The sequence below is a fragment of the Microbacterium sp. 1262 genome (assembly GCF_040544895.1).
GTDB classification, from domain to species: Bacteria; Actinomycetota; Actinomycetes; order Actinomycetales; family Microbacteriaceae; genus Microbacterium; species Microbacterium plantarum.
Window position 1 is genome coordinate 2,306,389 of sequence record NZ_JBEPKU010000001.1, and the last position, 12,856, is coordinate 2,319,244.

At 68.8% G+C, this 12,856-nt stretch carries 11 protein-coding genes and 1 tRNA gene; 6 read left to right on the forward strand and 6 right to left on the reverse strand.

What is annotated here, in order from left to right:
• Nucleotides 1–35 precede the first annotated feature (35 nt).
• The 3 genes from ABIC53_RS10990 (at nt 36) to ABIC53_RS11000 (ending at nt 2,763) form a co-directional block, all read left to right on the forward strand.
• Complete coding sequence (locus tag ABIC53_RS10990; protein WP_282502628.1) at nt 36–2,261, forward strand: beta-xylosidase/alpha-l-arabinosidase; 2,226 nt, start codon at nt 36–38, stop codon at nt 2,259–2,261.
• Between the two features lie 43 nt (nt 2,262–2,304).
• Nucleotides 2,305–2,664: a hypothetical protein gene (locus ABIC53_RS10995; RefSeq protein ID WP_282501942.1), complete on the forward strand. Its 360-nt coding sequence runs from the start codon at nt 2,305–2,307 to the stop codon at nt 2,662–2,664.
• A gap of 25 nt (nt 2,665–2,689) precedes the next feature.
• A tRNA-Gly gene (locus ABIC53_RS11000) sits at nt 2,690–2,763 on the forward strand.
• Between the two features lie 230 nt (nt 2,764–2,993).
• On the opposite strand, the gene ABIC53_RS11005 is transcribed toward ABIC53_RS11000, so the two are convergent.
• Nucleotides 2,994–3,830, reverse strand: coding sequence for an alpha/beta fold hydrolase (locus ABIC53_RS11005; RefSeq protein WP_282501941.1), 837 nt, complete (start codon nt 3,828–3,830; stop codon nt 2,994–2,996).
• Nucleotides 3,831–4,120: 290 nt separating this feature from the next.
• Here ABIC53_RS11005 and ABIC53_RS11010 point away from each other — a divergent pair, with 290 nt between their 5' ends.
• Together ABIC53_RS11010 and ABIC53_RS11015 are read left to right on the forward strand one after the other, a co-directional pair.
• On the forward strand, nt 4,121–4,930 hold the full coding sequence (locus ABIC53_RS11010) for a helix-turn-helix transcriptional regulator (protein WP_354451463.1): 810 nt from the start codon (nt 4,121–4,123) through the stop codon (nt 4,928–4,930).
• A gap of 22 nt (nt 4,931–4,952) precedes the next feature.
• Nucleotides 4,953–5,324, forward strand: coding sequence for a DUF488 domain-containing protein (locus ABIC53_RS11015; RefSeq protein WP_282501939.1), 372 nt, complete (start codon nt 4,953–4,955; stop codon nt 5,322–5,324).
• Here ABIC53_RS11015 and ABIC53_RS11020 read toward each other — a convergent pair.
• The 4 genes from ABIC53_RS11020 to ABIC53_RS11035 all read right to left on the reverse strand — a co-directional run bounded on the left by ABIC53_RS11020 (nt 5,319) and on the right by ABIC53_RS11035 (nt 9,293).
• Nucleotides 5,319–6,449, reverse strand: a complete 1,131-nt coding sequence (locus ABIC53_RS11020; protein ID WP_354451465.1) for an FAD binding domain-containing protein — start codon at nt 6,447–6,449, stop codon at nt 5,319–5,321. The two genes, ABIC53_RS11015 and ABIC53_RS11020, sit on opposite strands and share 6 nt — an antisense overlap.
• Nucleotides 6,446–7,171, reverse strand: coding sequence for an alpha/beta hydrolase (locus tag ABIC53_RS11025; protein WP_269267018.1), 726 nt, complete (start codon nt 7,169–7,171; stop codon nt 6,446–6,448). Before ABIC53_RS11025 ends, ABIC53_RS11020 begins: the two co-directional genes overlap by 4 nt.
• An 83-nt stretch (nt 7,172–7,254) precedes the next feature.
• Nucleotides 7,255–8,130, reverse strand: coding sequence for an alpha/beta fold hydrolase (locus ABIC53_RS11030; protein WP_282501937.1), 876 nt, complete (start codon nt 8,128–8,130; stop codon nt 7,255–7,257).
• Nucleotides 8,127–9,293, reverse strand: a complete 1,167-nt coding sequence (locus ABIC53_RS11035; RefSeq protein ID WP_354451468.1) for a helix-turn-helix domain-containing protein — start codon at nt 9,291–9,293, stop codon at nt 8,127–8,129. Before ABIC53_RS11035 ends, ABIC53_RS11030 begins: the two co-directional genes overlap by 4 nt.
• 139 nt (nt 9,294–9,432) lie before the next feature.
• Here ABIC53_RS11035 and ABIC53_RS11040 point away from each other — a divergent pair, with 139 nt between their 5' ends.
• The gene (locus ABIC53_RS11040; protein ID WP_354451470.1) at nt 9,433–12,306 is read left to right on the forward strand and encodes a helix-turn-helix transcriptional regulator; all 2,874 of its coding nucleotides are present in this window, start codon (nt 9,433–9,435) and stop codon (nt 12,304–12,306) included.
• Here the strand turns inward: ABIC53_RS11040 and ABIC53_RS11045 are convergent.
• Nucleotides 12,278–12,661 (reverse strand): nuclear transport factor 2 family protein, encoded by a 384-nt coding sequence (locus ABIC53_RS11045; protein ID WP_282501935.1) that lies wholly within the window; start codon nt 12,659–12,661, stop codon nt 12,278–12,280. The genes ABIC53_RS11040 and ABIC53_RS11045 overlap by 29 nt on opposite strands.
• Nucleotides 12,662–12,856: the final 195 nt, after the last annotated feature.

A 12,856-nucleotide genomic window follows, 5' to 3' on the forward strand; every position in this document is an offset into this window, starting at 1 on the left:
CCGTCTCGACGCGCGTCTCCGACCTGATCGCGCGCATGACCCTCGACGAGAAGCTCGCCCAGCTGGTCGGCTTCTGGGTCGATCAGGGCGACGAGGTCGTCGCGCCGATGGCCGGCGAGATGGCGTCGTCGACCGCGTACGCCGATGCGACCGTCCACGGCCTGGGGCAGCTGACCCGCGTCTACGGCACGCGGCCCGTCGACCCGATCGAGCGGGCGGCATGGCTGTGGGAGGAGCAGCGCCGACTCATTCGCGAGACGCGCCTGGGCATCCCCGCCCTCGTGCACGAGGAGTGCCTGACCGGCCTGGCGGCGTGGCAGGCGGCGACCTTCCCCACTCCCCTCGCGTGGGGCGCGGCGTTCGACCCGGAGCTCGTCGAGGAGATGGGAGCGCTGATCGGCGAGTCGATGCGCGAGCTCGGCATCCACCAGGGGCTCGCGCCGGTGCTCGACGTCATCCGCGACCCCCGCTGGGGACGCGTCGACGAGTGCATCGCCGAGGACCCGTACGTCGTGGGCGTCATCGGCACCGCGTATGTGCGGGGCCTGCAGAGCACGGGCGTCCACGCGACGCTGAAGCACTTCGTCGGGTACTCGGGCTCGCAGGCGGGCCGCAACCACGCGCCGGTCCACGCGGGACCGCGCGAGATCGCCGACGTGTTCCTGCCGCCGTTCGAGATGGCAGTCCGCGACGGCGGCGTGCGGTCGGTGATGAACTCGTACGCCGAGATCGACGGGATGCCGGTCGCGGCGACGCCCGCCTACCTCACCGACCTCCTGCGCGAGACGTGGGGCTTCGACGGCACCGTCGTGTCGGACTACTTCGCCGTCGCCTTCCTCCACACGATGCACGCCGTCGCCCGCGACCGCGGCGAGGCCGCGCAGCTCGCCCTCGAGGCCGGCATCGACGTCGAGCTGCCCACGGGCGACGCCTACGTCGGGCCGCTCGCCGAGCGCGTCCGCGCGGGCCAGGTCGACGAGGCGCTCATCGACCGCGCCGTTCGTCGGGTGCTGATCCAGAAGGAGGAGCTCGGGCTCCTCGACGAGACCTTCGAGGAGCCGCCGACGAGCATCGACCTCGACTCGCCCGCGCACCGCGCGGTCGCCCGGCGCCTGGCCGAGGAATCGGTCGTGCTGCTGACCAACGACGGCGTGCTGCCGCTCGCATCGCCCCGCCGCGTCGCCGTGATCGGACCGAACGGCGACAGCTCGGAAGCCCTCATGGGCTGCTACTCGTTCGCCAACCACGTGCTCGCCCACCACCCGGGCGTGCCGATGGGATTCGAGATCCCGACGCTCGCGGCATCCGTCATCGACGCCATGCCGGACGCCGAGGTCACCGTCGTGCGCGGCTGCGAGGCCGAGGGCGACGAGCGGTCGGGCTTCGCCGAGGCGGAGGATGCCGCACGCGCGGCCGACGTCGCGATCGTCGCCGTCGGCGACCGGGCCGGACTGTTCGGCCGGGGCACCGTCGGCGAGGGGAACGACGCCGACTCGCTCGAGCTGCCGGGCGTGCAGCGCGAGCTCGTCGAGCGTCTCGTTGCGACGGGGACGCCGGTCGTGCTCGTCGTCCTGTCGGGGCGGCCGTACGCGATCGACTGGGCGCTCTCGGGCGAGGGGGCCGTCGCGGCAGCGCTGCAGACGTTCTTCCCGGGCGAAGAGGGCGGACCGGCGATCGCGGCGGTTCTGTGCGGCGAGGTCTCGCCGTCGGGCCACCTGCCCGTCTCGCTCCCCCGGTCGTCGGGCTCGCAGCCCTACAGCTACCTGCATCCGATTCTCGGCGGTCCGAACGAGATCACGAGTGCCGACAGCACCCCCGCGCTGCCTTTCGGGCACGGGCTCAGCTACACGTCGTTCGAGCGCTCCGGCCTGTCGGTGACCGCGTCGGTGGCGACGGGCGGCTCCTTCACGGCGAGCGTGCGGGTGCGGAACACCGGCGAGCGCGCCGGCACCGATCTCGTGCAGCTCTACGCCCGCGACGTGCACGCGAGCGCCACCCGCCCCGTCGCGCAGCTGCTCGGCTTCGCCCGCGTGCAGCTGGATGCCGGAGCCGAGGCGACCGTCTCGTTCGACGTGCCGACCGCGCGGCTGGCCTTCACCGGGCGCGAGGGGGTGCGCATCGTCGAGCCCGGCGACATCGAGCTGTGGGTTGGACCCTCGTGCGCGGAGCACGAGACCGAGGCGGCGACCGAGATCGTCGGCGACGTGCACCGCATCACGGCATCCGACCGGCGGATCGTAGAGGTCTCGATCGAGCGGTGATCGGGGGTCGTGCGCGGAGGGCGCGAGCGATAGTGTGCGGGCCATGTACAACGACTACGCAGGGCCCGCGGCGGCCTTCGGCATCGGCTTCGTCGTCCTCGGTATCGCGATCTACCTCGGGACGATCGCACTCGTCCTCTGGGTGAGCTACCTGCTGATGCGCACGGCGGTGAAGAACGGGATGCTGCTCGCGATGCGCGAGAGCGGCGGGCAGTTCCCGGGTGGGGGTGTCGGTGGTTATGGTGCCGGTCCGCGTCCGGCGGCGCCGCCGTACCCGCAGGCTCCGCCCGCGCCGGGCGGGCACGGGCCGGCTGCGCCGGGCGGGCCGGGCACCCACGGTGGGCCTGCTGCTCCTGGTGCACCAGGTGGTCCGGCTTCGGGCGGTCCGGGCCCCGTGGGGTAAGCTGACCGAGCACCTCCGGGTGCGTGGGGCTGTAGTTCAATGGCAGAACATCTGCTTCCCAAGCAGATAGCGCGGGTTCGATTCCCGTCAGCCCCTCCACAGCCCCGACGGGCGGCCACCGGCCGCGCGGCGGGGCTTTCCCGATGTTGCCGTCGGAACCACCCCGCCCCGCCCGCGCCGCGATGCAAGGGTTCTGGCCCGACACCCCGCTCAGCGGCATCCGGCCCGGGGTGTCGTGTCGGATCCCTTGCATCCCGGTCCACGCCGCCCGAGGCTCCGCAGAAGAGGCGCACCCGTCATCCGGGTGCGCCTCTGAGCTGATGCCGCGATTACTTCTGGATGAAGGCCAGCAGGTCGGGGTTGATGACGTCCGCGTGAGTGGTCAGCATGCCGTGCGGGTAGCCGGCGTAGATCTTCAGCTCGGAGTTCTGCAGCAGCTCGTGCTGCAGCAACGCGGCGGCCTTGTAGGGGACGACCTGGTCGTCGTCGCCCTGCATGACGAGGACGGGAACCGTGATGGCCTTGAGGTCCTCGGTCTGGTCGGTCTCAGAGAACGCCTTGATGCCCTCGTAGTGGGCGAGGGCGCTGCCCGTCATGCCCTGACGCCACCAGTTGGCGACGACCGGCTCGGACACCTCGACACCGTCACGGTTGAAGCCGTAGAACGGCCCCGAGGCGACCGCCTGGAAGAACTCGGCGCGGTTGGCGGCGAGAGCGGAGCGGAAGCCGTCGAAGACCTCGATGGGCGTTCCCTCGGGGTTGCTGTCGGACTTGAGCATGATCGGCGGAACCGACGAGACCAGGACGGCCTTCGCGACGCGCCCCTGCGGCTGACCGTACCGAGCGACGTAGCGGGCGACCTGGCCACCGCCGGTGGAGTGGCCGATGTGGATCGCGTTCTTCAGGTCGAGGTGCTCGACGACCGCGTTCACGTCGCTGGCGTAGTGGTCCATGTCGTGGCCGGTGCTGATCTGCGAGGAGCGACCGTGGCCGCGCCGGTCGCTGGCGACGACACGAAAGCCCTTGGCGAGGAAATACAGCATCTGCGCGTCCCAGTCGTCGGACGACAGCGGCCATCCGTGGTGGAACACGATGGGCTGGGCGTCCTCGTCACCCCAGTCCTTGAAGTAGATCTCGGCGCCGTCTTCAGTGGTGATGTATCCCATAATGAGTCCTTTGTCATGTCGTCGAACGAGTGGGCCCGACCGACGGGTGAATGGTGCGCGCCTCGACGATGTGGCGACGGGATTCACGGTAACTTTCGGGTCTGCGCGACGCCTCCGACAATTGCCGACTCCCGTTGCTACGTCTATCCAAGCCGGGTACGTCGCCGCGAAGAGGGGATACGGATCCCCCGGAGAGGTGATGTGAGCACACCCTCGTTCTCCTTACGGTGAAGTCTCTCCCCCGGCTCGGCACGAGTCGGGAGGACGGTTCGTGACAGTCAGGGAGCTCGGTGAGCGATAACAAGAGTGTTCTCGGGAGCTTTCTGCGTGCGCGGCGCTCGCGCGTCCGCCCGACGGACGTCGGCCTCCGTCCGACTGACGGCAGACGAGTCTCCGGGCTGAAGCGCGACGAAGTCGCGATGCTCGCAGGCATCAGCATCGAGTACTACACCAGGCTCGAGCAGGGACGGGGAGCCGACCCCTCCACCACGGTGGTCCGCGCTCTCGCGCGCGCTCTGAATCTGGACGACGTGAGCGTCGAGTACGTCAACCGTCTCACCGGAAGAGTCGACGAGCAGCGACGCATGATCCCGCCCGAGAAGAGCTACATCATGCGCGAACTGCTCGACACGTGGGCGCACATTCCGGCGTACATCACCAATGGCAACCTCGACATCGTCGCGGTCAACGAACTCATGCGTTCCCTGAGCTCCGGCACCATCCGCCCCGGCGCCAACGCCCTCATCGCGCACTTCGCGGCCGGGAACAAGCGCCAGATCGTGAACTGGGAGGAACTGGCGGCACGCGGTGTCGCGACCCTGCGGTTCCTCGGAGATCGAACGTCCACGCGGTATAACGAGATCATCCGTGAGTTGTCGACGGATCAGGACTTCGTGAGGCTGTGGGAGCTGCACGAAGTCGCTCGCCCGTCGGACTTCGATTCTCACCTGCGGTTGGACGGGATCGGCGAGATCCAGATGCGGGTACATAATTTCGAGGTCCCCTCCCTGCCGTTCCACACGTTGACGACCCAGTCCCCGAAACCCGGGTTCACCGCTCTCGCCGACACCCCCGTCAGCCGCGAAACGAGCTTCGCCTGAGCCCTCGAACGAAAGGCCGCCCATGCCGAGCATCCGCATCAAGCGCGCATATGACGCAGCTGCCGCAGACGACGGTTACCGGATCCTCGTGGACCGCCTCTGGCCACGGGGCGTGTCGAAAGAACGCGCTGCTGTCGACGAGTGGTTGAAGGACATCGCGCCCTCGCCCGATCTGCGCACCTGGTGGGACCATGACTCCGCGCGAATGACGGAATTCACCCATCGGTACGAGGCGGAATTGGAAGCGAATCCCACGGCCGTTCAGCACCTGCTCGAGGTCGCCCACGCGCAGGGCACGGTCACCTTGATCTACGCGGCGCACGACCCGGCGGTGAATCATGCCGTGGTCCTCCAGCGTTTCGTCCAAGAGCGGCTCGCCCGCACCGGGTCATAGCGGCAACTGCTCGCCGAGCCTCACCCCGTAACGCGCGATGCTCGTCGCCACCGGGAGCCGCTGCTCGTCGTACGAGGCGAGGGCTGCGTCCACGGTCGACGAACGCAGGAGGCGGGCGAGAGCGAGCGCGTCGCCCGCCGCTTTCGCGGCCCCCATCGCGGTGTGCGGACGGACCACCGCTGCCGCATCCCCGAGGAGCAGTGCGCGCGTCCGGGTGAGCCGAGGGGCGACGTAGTCGAGCACACCCTGGAGGAATGGCCGAGGCTCCATCGCGATCACGTCGGCGAACGGGGGCGGGAGGCGATGCTGGGCCGCCTCGATCAGGTGCGTCCTGACGTCCTCCGGCGTCTGCCCGGGCGCGAGGGACGTCGACAGGGGGAGGCGTCCCGCGGCGGTCATCAGCGCCGACAGGTCGCCGGAGCTCATCGACCGGTACCAGACCCAGTTGTATCGCCGACGCCCCGGCTGGGTCTGTCCGTCCGCCCCGGGGACGAGATAGCCGAGCGCGTGCTCCCCCGGTCCCGTGAAGAAGGTCATCCGACGAAACAGGGTGTCGGCGGATGCCCCGGGGACGAGGTCTTCGGGGATGAGGCCGCGCCAGATGGCGTAACCGGCGTAGCTGGGTTCGCCGCCGTCGGGTGCGACGAAGCGGCGCACGTGCGAGTGGGCTCCATCCGCTCCCACGAGGAGCGAAGCCTCCTCTCGTTCCTCGCCCGCAGTGAAGGAGAGGACGCCGGCTCGCGCGTCGACATCGGTGACCGGACTGTTCACGACATATCGAGAGTCGGGGATCGCATCGCGGAGACCGTCGTATAGGCGGTCCCACGACAACTGCGTCTGCTCGGCCCGCTCTCGGTAGCGAACGGCACCTCGCAGGTCGAGCGCGATCCGCTCGACGGATGTCACCCCGGGGACAGCGCCCGCCGGGACTCCGGCGACATCGAGTGCGGCGAAGACCTCGTCCTGGGCGACCAAGCCGGCGCCGCGCGCTCGGAGACCGTGCACCGACTTCTCGTACACCGTGACGTCGTGTCCCAGCCGGTGCAGCATGGCCGCCGCGAACAGCCCGCCGATGGAACCGCCGGCCACCGCGATGCGGGGCGCGGACGACGCGAAGCCGCTCATGCGGTCAGCGGCACGGCGTTGGCAGCGTCGACGATAAAACGTGCGATGTCGCCGGGGTGCGTGTGCAGGACGAGGTGCGGGCCCGGCAGCTCGAGCACCATGCGGGCCGAGGCTCGCTCGAGACCGAAACGGACGGCGTCCGGGTTCACGATCTGATCCGCCGTGGCGACGATTCCCCAGGTCGGGCGGGTATGCCACGCTGCGTGCGTGGCTCGGTCGCTGAGCACCGCGGCGTCCAGCGGGCGCTGGGTGACGGCGATGACGGCCGCCTCGTCGGAGGGAATCCCCAGGGCGGCGAGGAAGGGGAACTCGTCGATGGCGACGGATACCTCCTGCCGGGTCGCGCCGTCGGCGGTGGCGTATCGCCGGTAGTCGAAGTAGTCGGCGGCGTCGGATGCGGGGAAGCGCTGACTCAGGTCGTCTGCACTCTCGTCCACGTCGAGCACGAATCCCGCCACGAAGACGAGCCCGCGAACGTTCTGCGCCGTTCCTGCACCGGAGGCCACGGTGGCTCCATAGGAGTGGCCGACCAGGAGCACCGGTCCGTCGATGTTCTCGACGAACGATCGCACATACGCGACATCCTCCGCGAGACTTCGATTGGAGATGGCGGGAACGCGCACCTCGATACCCGCACCCATCACGCGCATCGCCACCGGTGACCAGCTCGCTCCATCAGAGAACGCGCCGTGCACCATCACAACGGTCGGCGTCTCGCGCATATCCCACTCCCTCGTTCCCGGAGATGACCCGGCCACGTCTCACGGTAGGAGCAGTGTCCGCGCCCTCCCTCCGAAGGTTGTCGCTACCTGACTGGACGGATGTCGGAAACCGCGTTCGCATCGAGGAACACTCGGACGACCTCGTTGAACGCCTCCGGATTCTCCAGGAACGGGAAATGCGAGCTGGCGACATCGCGCGGGAAGATGTGCACGAGCGCTCCGGGGATGCGCGAGGCGACGTAGCGTTGCGACTCGGCCGACACATGGCTGCCGTCGCACCCCAGCACGAGGGTGGGCTTGGCGATGGTCGGCAGGAGTTCCCGCCAGTCCTGCGCGCCGTGGTCGAACAGCAATGGCGCGGCGACACGGCGCGGTGTCTGAGCGACCTCCGATGACACGAACGACCAGAGGCCGTCGTCGACGGGCCCGGTGAACATGCTCCGCACGAAGGCGCGCACCGTGGCGTCTCCGCCAGTATCGTCGGCGATGGCGTTCGCGAGGGTACCGAGCCCATCCGCGGGCAGGATGCAGCCTGCGGACTGCTGCTCGATCGCACTCATCCACAGCTGCGCGGCGACCGCGGCGGGCTGGTCCACCAGCACGAGGCTTCGCACTCTCCTGTCGCCGAAGAGTTCGAGATACGACCAGATGACCGAGACCCCCATCGACCAGCCGAGGAGATGGACATCCCGGATGTCGAGATCTTCCAGGATGTCGCGGACGTCGGCTGCGAGACGAGCGATGCGGTGGCCCCGCCCAGGCTTCTCCGACCTGCCGTGTCCACGCATGTCGTACGTGATGACACGGCGTTCTCCGAGTCCGTCACGCTGGTGCCGGAACATCTCCTGCGATTGCGACCACCCATGGAGCATCAGGACCGGGGCGCCGTTCCCGCCCGTGTCGTACACCTCGAGGGTTACGCCGTCGCTGGTCTGGACCTGCCGGCTTTGCGCCCTCATTGGATGTGTCCCGCGTTCTCCCAGTACGAGGCGAGTTTCAAACCGAGGTGCAGTGCACTGCGCTTCATCCCGTCATCCATCGCGTCTTTGACCACCTGTGGCATGTTTTCCAATCGGTAGTACAGCGTCGTGCGGTGAATGTGCAGTTCTTCGCATACGACTTTGATCTGGTGGGCATGGTCGAGGAGGGTCTCGATGGTCTGGCGGCGCAGCGGGTCCGCATCGTGGATCAGGGCGTATGCGGCGGGTGAGTACCACTGCAGTCGGTTCGGATCCGAGACGACGTCGGCGATGAGCAACCACGGGCCGACGTCTTCGGCGCGCAGGCTCGTGCCCAGATCCGGCAAGAGCTCCGCGACCGCTGCCGTCGCGACAGCTCGCTCGGCGACCGGTCGCACGTCGATGTCGGTTCCGGTGAGATAGGCGGACCCGATTGCGCGCAGCGGCACACCCGCGCGCGCCGCCGTGGCCGCGATGAGGTCATCCGTTCGCGTGTTCTCATGTGAACGCTCCAGGAACAGCAAGGCAGCTCCGATCTCGCCCATGAACATGAACGTCGCTGTGGCCAGGCTCTCCACAGCCCGACCGAGCGAAGCGCGCTGGACCACGGAGGTGTCGTGCCCGACGGCCACGGCGCGAACGACGGTCGCCGAGCTGCGAGACACGCCGTAGGCGCGGACAGCAGTGCTCAGCGCATCCCGTCTGACGATCGGATCCGGGGCGAGGAGTCCTCGGAGGACCATGTCGCGCGTCGATCGGCCCGGTATCTCGTCCTGCGCGGCGGCGAGATACTCGCGTGCGATCTCCACCGCGGCGTCGACTGCACGAAACTGCGATGACGTCAGCGGGGGGAGCCCGCCCGTGATCAGCCACAGGACCCCGAGCAGTGCGTCACGGGAGCGGATCGGCACCGCCAGGCGTTCCCGTGCGCCGAATCGATCGAGGTTCACGGTCTGCGGTCGTTTGGCGGAGGACAGGTGGATGCTCTCCAGATACGCGCGCTCACGCGGAGGTGTCGCGCGTCCCAACAGTCCACGGGCGCGGAGCTCATCGATCTCCTCGCCCTGTGCGCTGGAAACGATGGGGCGGTACTGGGCGTCGTTGATGACGACGGAACGGCCGAGGTCTTCCGCGAGGTCATCCACGAGTGTCTGCAGGTTCATCCCCGTCCGCTCCCTTCTCGGCCGCACCCGCGCCCTCGGCTTGAGCGTAAGAACGGCCCTCCCGGGCGAGGAGGCCCAACTTGTACTACTCAGGCGGCGGCGACCTCCGCGGCATACGTCGCCGCGGAATAATGAGGGGATGCACGACCGGCACTCCGGCTTCGCCGTTGCGTCAGACCGCGCCTTCCTGGCCGGGTCTTCCACCGCTGCCAGCACCCCCCTGCGCGGGCGCGGCGACATCATCTCGTCCCTCACCGCGTCCATCGAGCGGTCTCTCTCGGGCGAGCCCACGCCCGCGCTCATCCGCGGGCGCGCGGGCATGGGAAAGACCCGCCTGCTCGCGGAGGTTCTCGCCGTCGCCGAGCAACGAGGCTGGCCCACCCTCACCATCACCCCGGACGTCGACTCCGGAGCAGTCCCCTTGGGGGCACTGACCGAGGCGATGCTGCGCGGCACACCGCGCCTGGTGACGGAGGAGGAGCTGCGGCCGGCCCTGGGCGCGGGAGAACCGCAGTACTGGATCGCGCGCCTCCTGACCGACCGATTGGAGTCGACGGCTACGACGGCGGGCGGTGCGATCGTCGTCGTCGACGACCTGCAGTGGTTGGACGCCGCGTCCGTCGGGATCCTGTTACGGTCAGCGGCCGCCCTGGCGGATCAGCCTGTCGCCTGGGTGCTTGCCAGCCGCTCCGGACAGTTCCGGGCGGCCCATGCTCGAGTCGCCGAGTATGTCGAGCGCACCGGCACGGTCCTCGATCTCGAGCCTGTCGCGGCGGATGCTGCGCTCGAGATCGCGGCAGACCTCACCGGCGCCACCCTCGGACCCAAGCTCGAGGCGGCCCTCGAGCAGACCTCGCACATCCCGCTGCTCATCGTCGAACTCGTGCGCGGGCTGCAGGAAGAAGCGCTCCTGGCGGCCCGTGGTGGCGTCGTCGACGCCATCGGCTATGCCGTTCCCGCCAGATTCGGGGCGGCATCGCGACAGCGGGTGGCGCACCTCTCCGACGACGCACTGACCTTCGCCCAGGTCGCGAGCTTGTTCGGCAGGCGGTTCCGCCTCTCCGACGTCTTGACCGCGACCGGCGGCACCGCGGTGGCCTCGATGACCGCGGTGCGCGAACTCCTCGGTGCCGATTTCCTGATCGAGGACGGGGCAACCCTCGCCTTCGTCCACGACACGATCCGGGAAGCGGTGGAAGCGTCGATCCCGGCATCCGTCCGTAAGGCGATGCTGCGCGAAGTCGCACAGCTGCGCCTCGCCTCCGGCGAACCAGCCTCCGCCGTCGCCGCGGCACTCGTGGAGGCTGCCGAACCCGGCGATCAGCAATCGTTCGCACTGATCCGCGACGCCGCGCAGCAGTTGGCTGCGTCCGACACATCGCAGGCCGCGGACCTCGCCGCAGCGGCACTGCGCCTCGCGAACAACGTTCCGGCTCTGGCGGAGGCCAGTACCGAGCTCCTTCCGTACCTCTGGGCCGACGGGCGCGACACCGAGGCGGACAACGCGACCCAGGCACTCGCGCCCTATCTCTCACCGGAGTCGCGGGCACGTGTCCTCCTCGGTGCCGCCCGTCGCCAGACCGAATCCTCCTTCGATCGCGCCATCGCCACCTGTGATCAGGCGCTCGCGCTCGCAGGCATCGAACGCGCGACGCGAGCGGACCTGCTCGCCGTACGCGCCCTGAACTGTGCGAACAAGGCGGACTTCGTCGAGCTGACCCGCACCCTGGCGCTCGCACGCGAGGTCGCCGACCCCGATGCGGACCACGAGGCGCTCGCCACCGTGGACGCGACAGAGTCGGTGTACGCGTTCAACAGCAACCGGTTCGACGACGCGGTCGCCCTCATGGAATCCGCGTCGAGACGCGCCGCTCTCGCGGGGCTGGATCCGGCGCGATGGGTGCCGGAAGGATTGTGGGACGCATTCCTCCACAACTCGAAGGGCGACGTCACGCGAGCTCTCGAGCTGGTGGACGAGGGGCTGAGCTCGGCGATCGCATCCCGGGCCGCTGTCGCCGAGGCGTATTGGATGATGGTCCGCGCCCGCGTTCTGCATGACCTCGGCCGGCTGGATGACGCGAGGCTGCAAGCGGAGTCGGTGCTCGCTCTTGCTGATGAACTCGGACTCGGCGATTTCGCGAATGCGACCGCCGGCATCGTATTGTTCCGAATCGCTCTTCGCACCGGTGACACCGCTCTCCGAAAGCAGACCGAACCGCTCGTCGAGACTCTCGCGTCCGGCGGCGGTGTCGTCCGAGCGGGTCAGTGGATGCTCGTGCTGCGAGCGCTCAACGACGGAAAAGTGGATGACGCTGTGGCGCACAGCGTCCTCGCACGGGAATCACTCCACGACCCGATCCCCACGATGACGACACCCTCGGACTTCGCCGACGACCTTCTGCTCATGGAGGTCGCGATCCGCTCCGAGGATGACGAACTCGCTCGTGAGGTCATCACGCGAGCCCGCATCCGATACGACGCCAATCCTGAGAATGCCTACTGCCGGGCCATTCTGCGGACCGCGGAGGGCTGCCACGGACGTGATGCGGACACGCTGACTGAGGCCGCGATGATCCTCCGGCAGTCGGATCGCCCGCTCATCCTCGCTCTCGTCCTCGAGTTCCTGGGCGTTGTGGCGCCCGACGCGGAACGCTCGGTCCCGGCGCTCGACGAGGCACTCGCCATCTATGAGACCGCGGGCGCGCATCGCGATGTCAACCGTGTGCTGCAGTCTCTCCGACACCTCGGAGTTCGCCGTCGCGCGCACGCGCACGGCGATCCGCAGATGCTCTCACCGCGTGAGCAGCAAGTGCTCGAGCGCGTCGCCGCCGGCGCGACGACGCAGCAGATCGCGGACGCACTGTTCATGTCGCCCCACACCGTCGTGTCCCACATTCGCCACATCTACGCGAAGTCGGGACTCAATTCGCGAAAGGACCTGCGCGAGTGGCACGGAAAGCGCGCGGCGCGCGCCCCGTCACAGCTCACGCGTGAATCTGGTTCCATGCGCTGATCTGGGCGCCCGCGACGCGGAAGCTCGCGAACCCCATCACCTCGACCGTCGACGTGCCGGGGAGCCTCAGCCGCAGCCGCTGCTCGGTCAGCACCGTGTCGCCGCAGACCGCCACGGACTCGAGGTGCGTGGTCCACTGGTCGAACTCCTCGTGCAGCTCGGCGATCATCCGTGTCACGGCGGGTCGCCCCCACACGCGCTTGTTCGCAGACGGACGATAGACGACATTTTCAGCGAGGAACGGATGCAGTTCGGCATGCGCGCGGTCGTTGAGGAGCGCGATGAAGTCGCGCACGACGAGTTCGCGTTCGAGTTGGTGGATCCCGGTGAGTGCCTCGCGGCCGATGGCGTCCATGGTGTCTCCGTCCAGGTCAGGTGGCACTCACGGTATGGCGGGTCGCGACCAGCGCTGTGCGACGTCCGTCCAGTCCGCGAAGGACACTTCGTGCAGATCGGCGACCCCGATCACCGGGCGATGCACTCGTCGCACGCAGTCTCGTCACGTGTCGGAAGCACATCGCTCCGGATAACGCGATGGTGGTGCCGTCAG

Excerpts from the sequence above, each read along its gene's own strand:
- ABIC53_RS10990 (WP_282502628.1), top strand. The coding sequence starts at position 36 with ATGACCCTCGACGAGAAGCTCGCCCAGCTGGTCGGCTTCTGGGTCGAT.
- ABIC53_RS11025 (WP_269267018.1), bottom strand. The coding sequence starts at position 7,171 with ATGCGCGAGACGCCGACCGTTGTGATGGTGCACGGCGCGTTCTCTGAT.
- ABIC53_RS10995 (WP_282501942.1), top strand. The coding sequence starts at position 2,305 with ATGTACAACGACTACGCAGGGCCCGCGGCGGCCTTCGGCATCGGCTTC.
- ABIC53_RS11045 (WP_282501935.1), bottom strand. The coding sequence starts at position 12,661 with ATGGACGCCATCGGCCGCGAGGCACTCACCGGGATCCACCAACTCGAA.
- ABIC53_RS11035 (WP_354451468.1), bottom strand. The coding sequence starts at position 9,293 with ATGAACCTGCAGACACTCGTGGATGACCTCGCGGAAGACCTCGGCCGT.
- ABIC53_RS11040 (WP_354451470.1), top strand. The coding sequence starts at position 9,433 with ATGCACGACCGGCACTCCGGCTTCGCCGTTGCGTCAGACCGCGCCTTC.
- ABIC53_RS11005 (WP_282501941.1), bottom strand. The coding sequence starts at position 3,830 with ATGGGATACATCACCACTGAAGACGGCGCCGAGATCTACTTCAAGGAC.
- ABIC53_RS11020 (WP_354451465.1), bottom strand. The coding sequence starts at position 6,449 with ATGAGCGGCTTCGCGTCGTCCGCGCCCCGCATCGCGGTGGCCGGCGGT.
- ABIC53_RS11030 (WP_282501937.1), bottom strand. The coding sequence starts at position 8,130 with ATGAGGGCGCAAAGCCGGCAGGTCCAGACCAGCGACGGCGTAACCCTC.
- ABIC53_RS11015 (WP_282501939.1), top strand. The coding sequence starts at position 4,953 with ATGCCGAGCATCCGCATCAAGCGCGCATATGACGCAGCTGCCGCAGAC.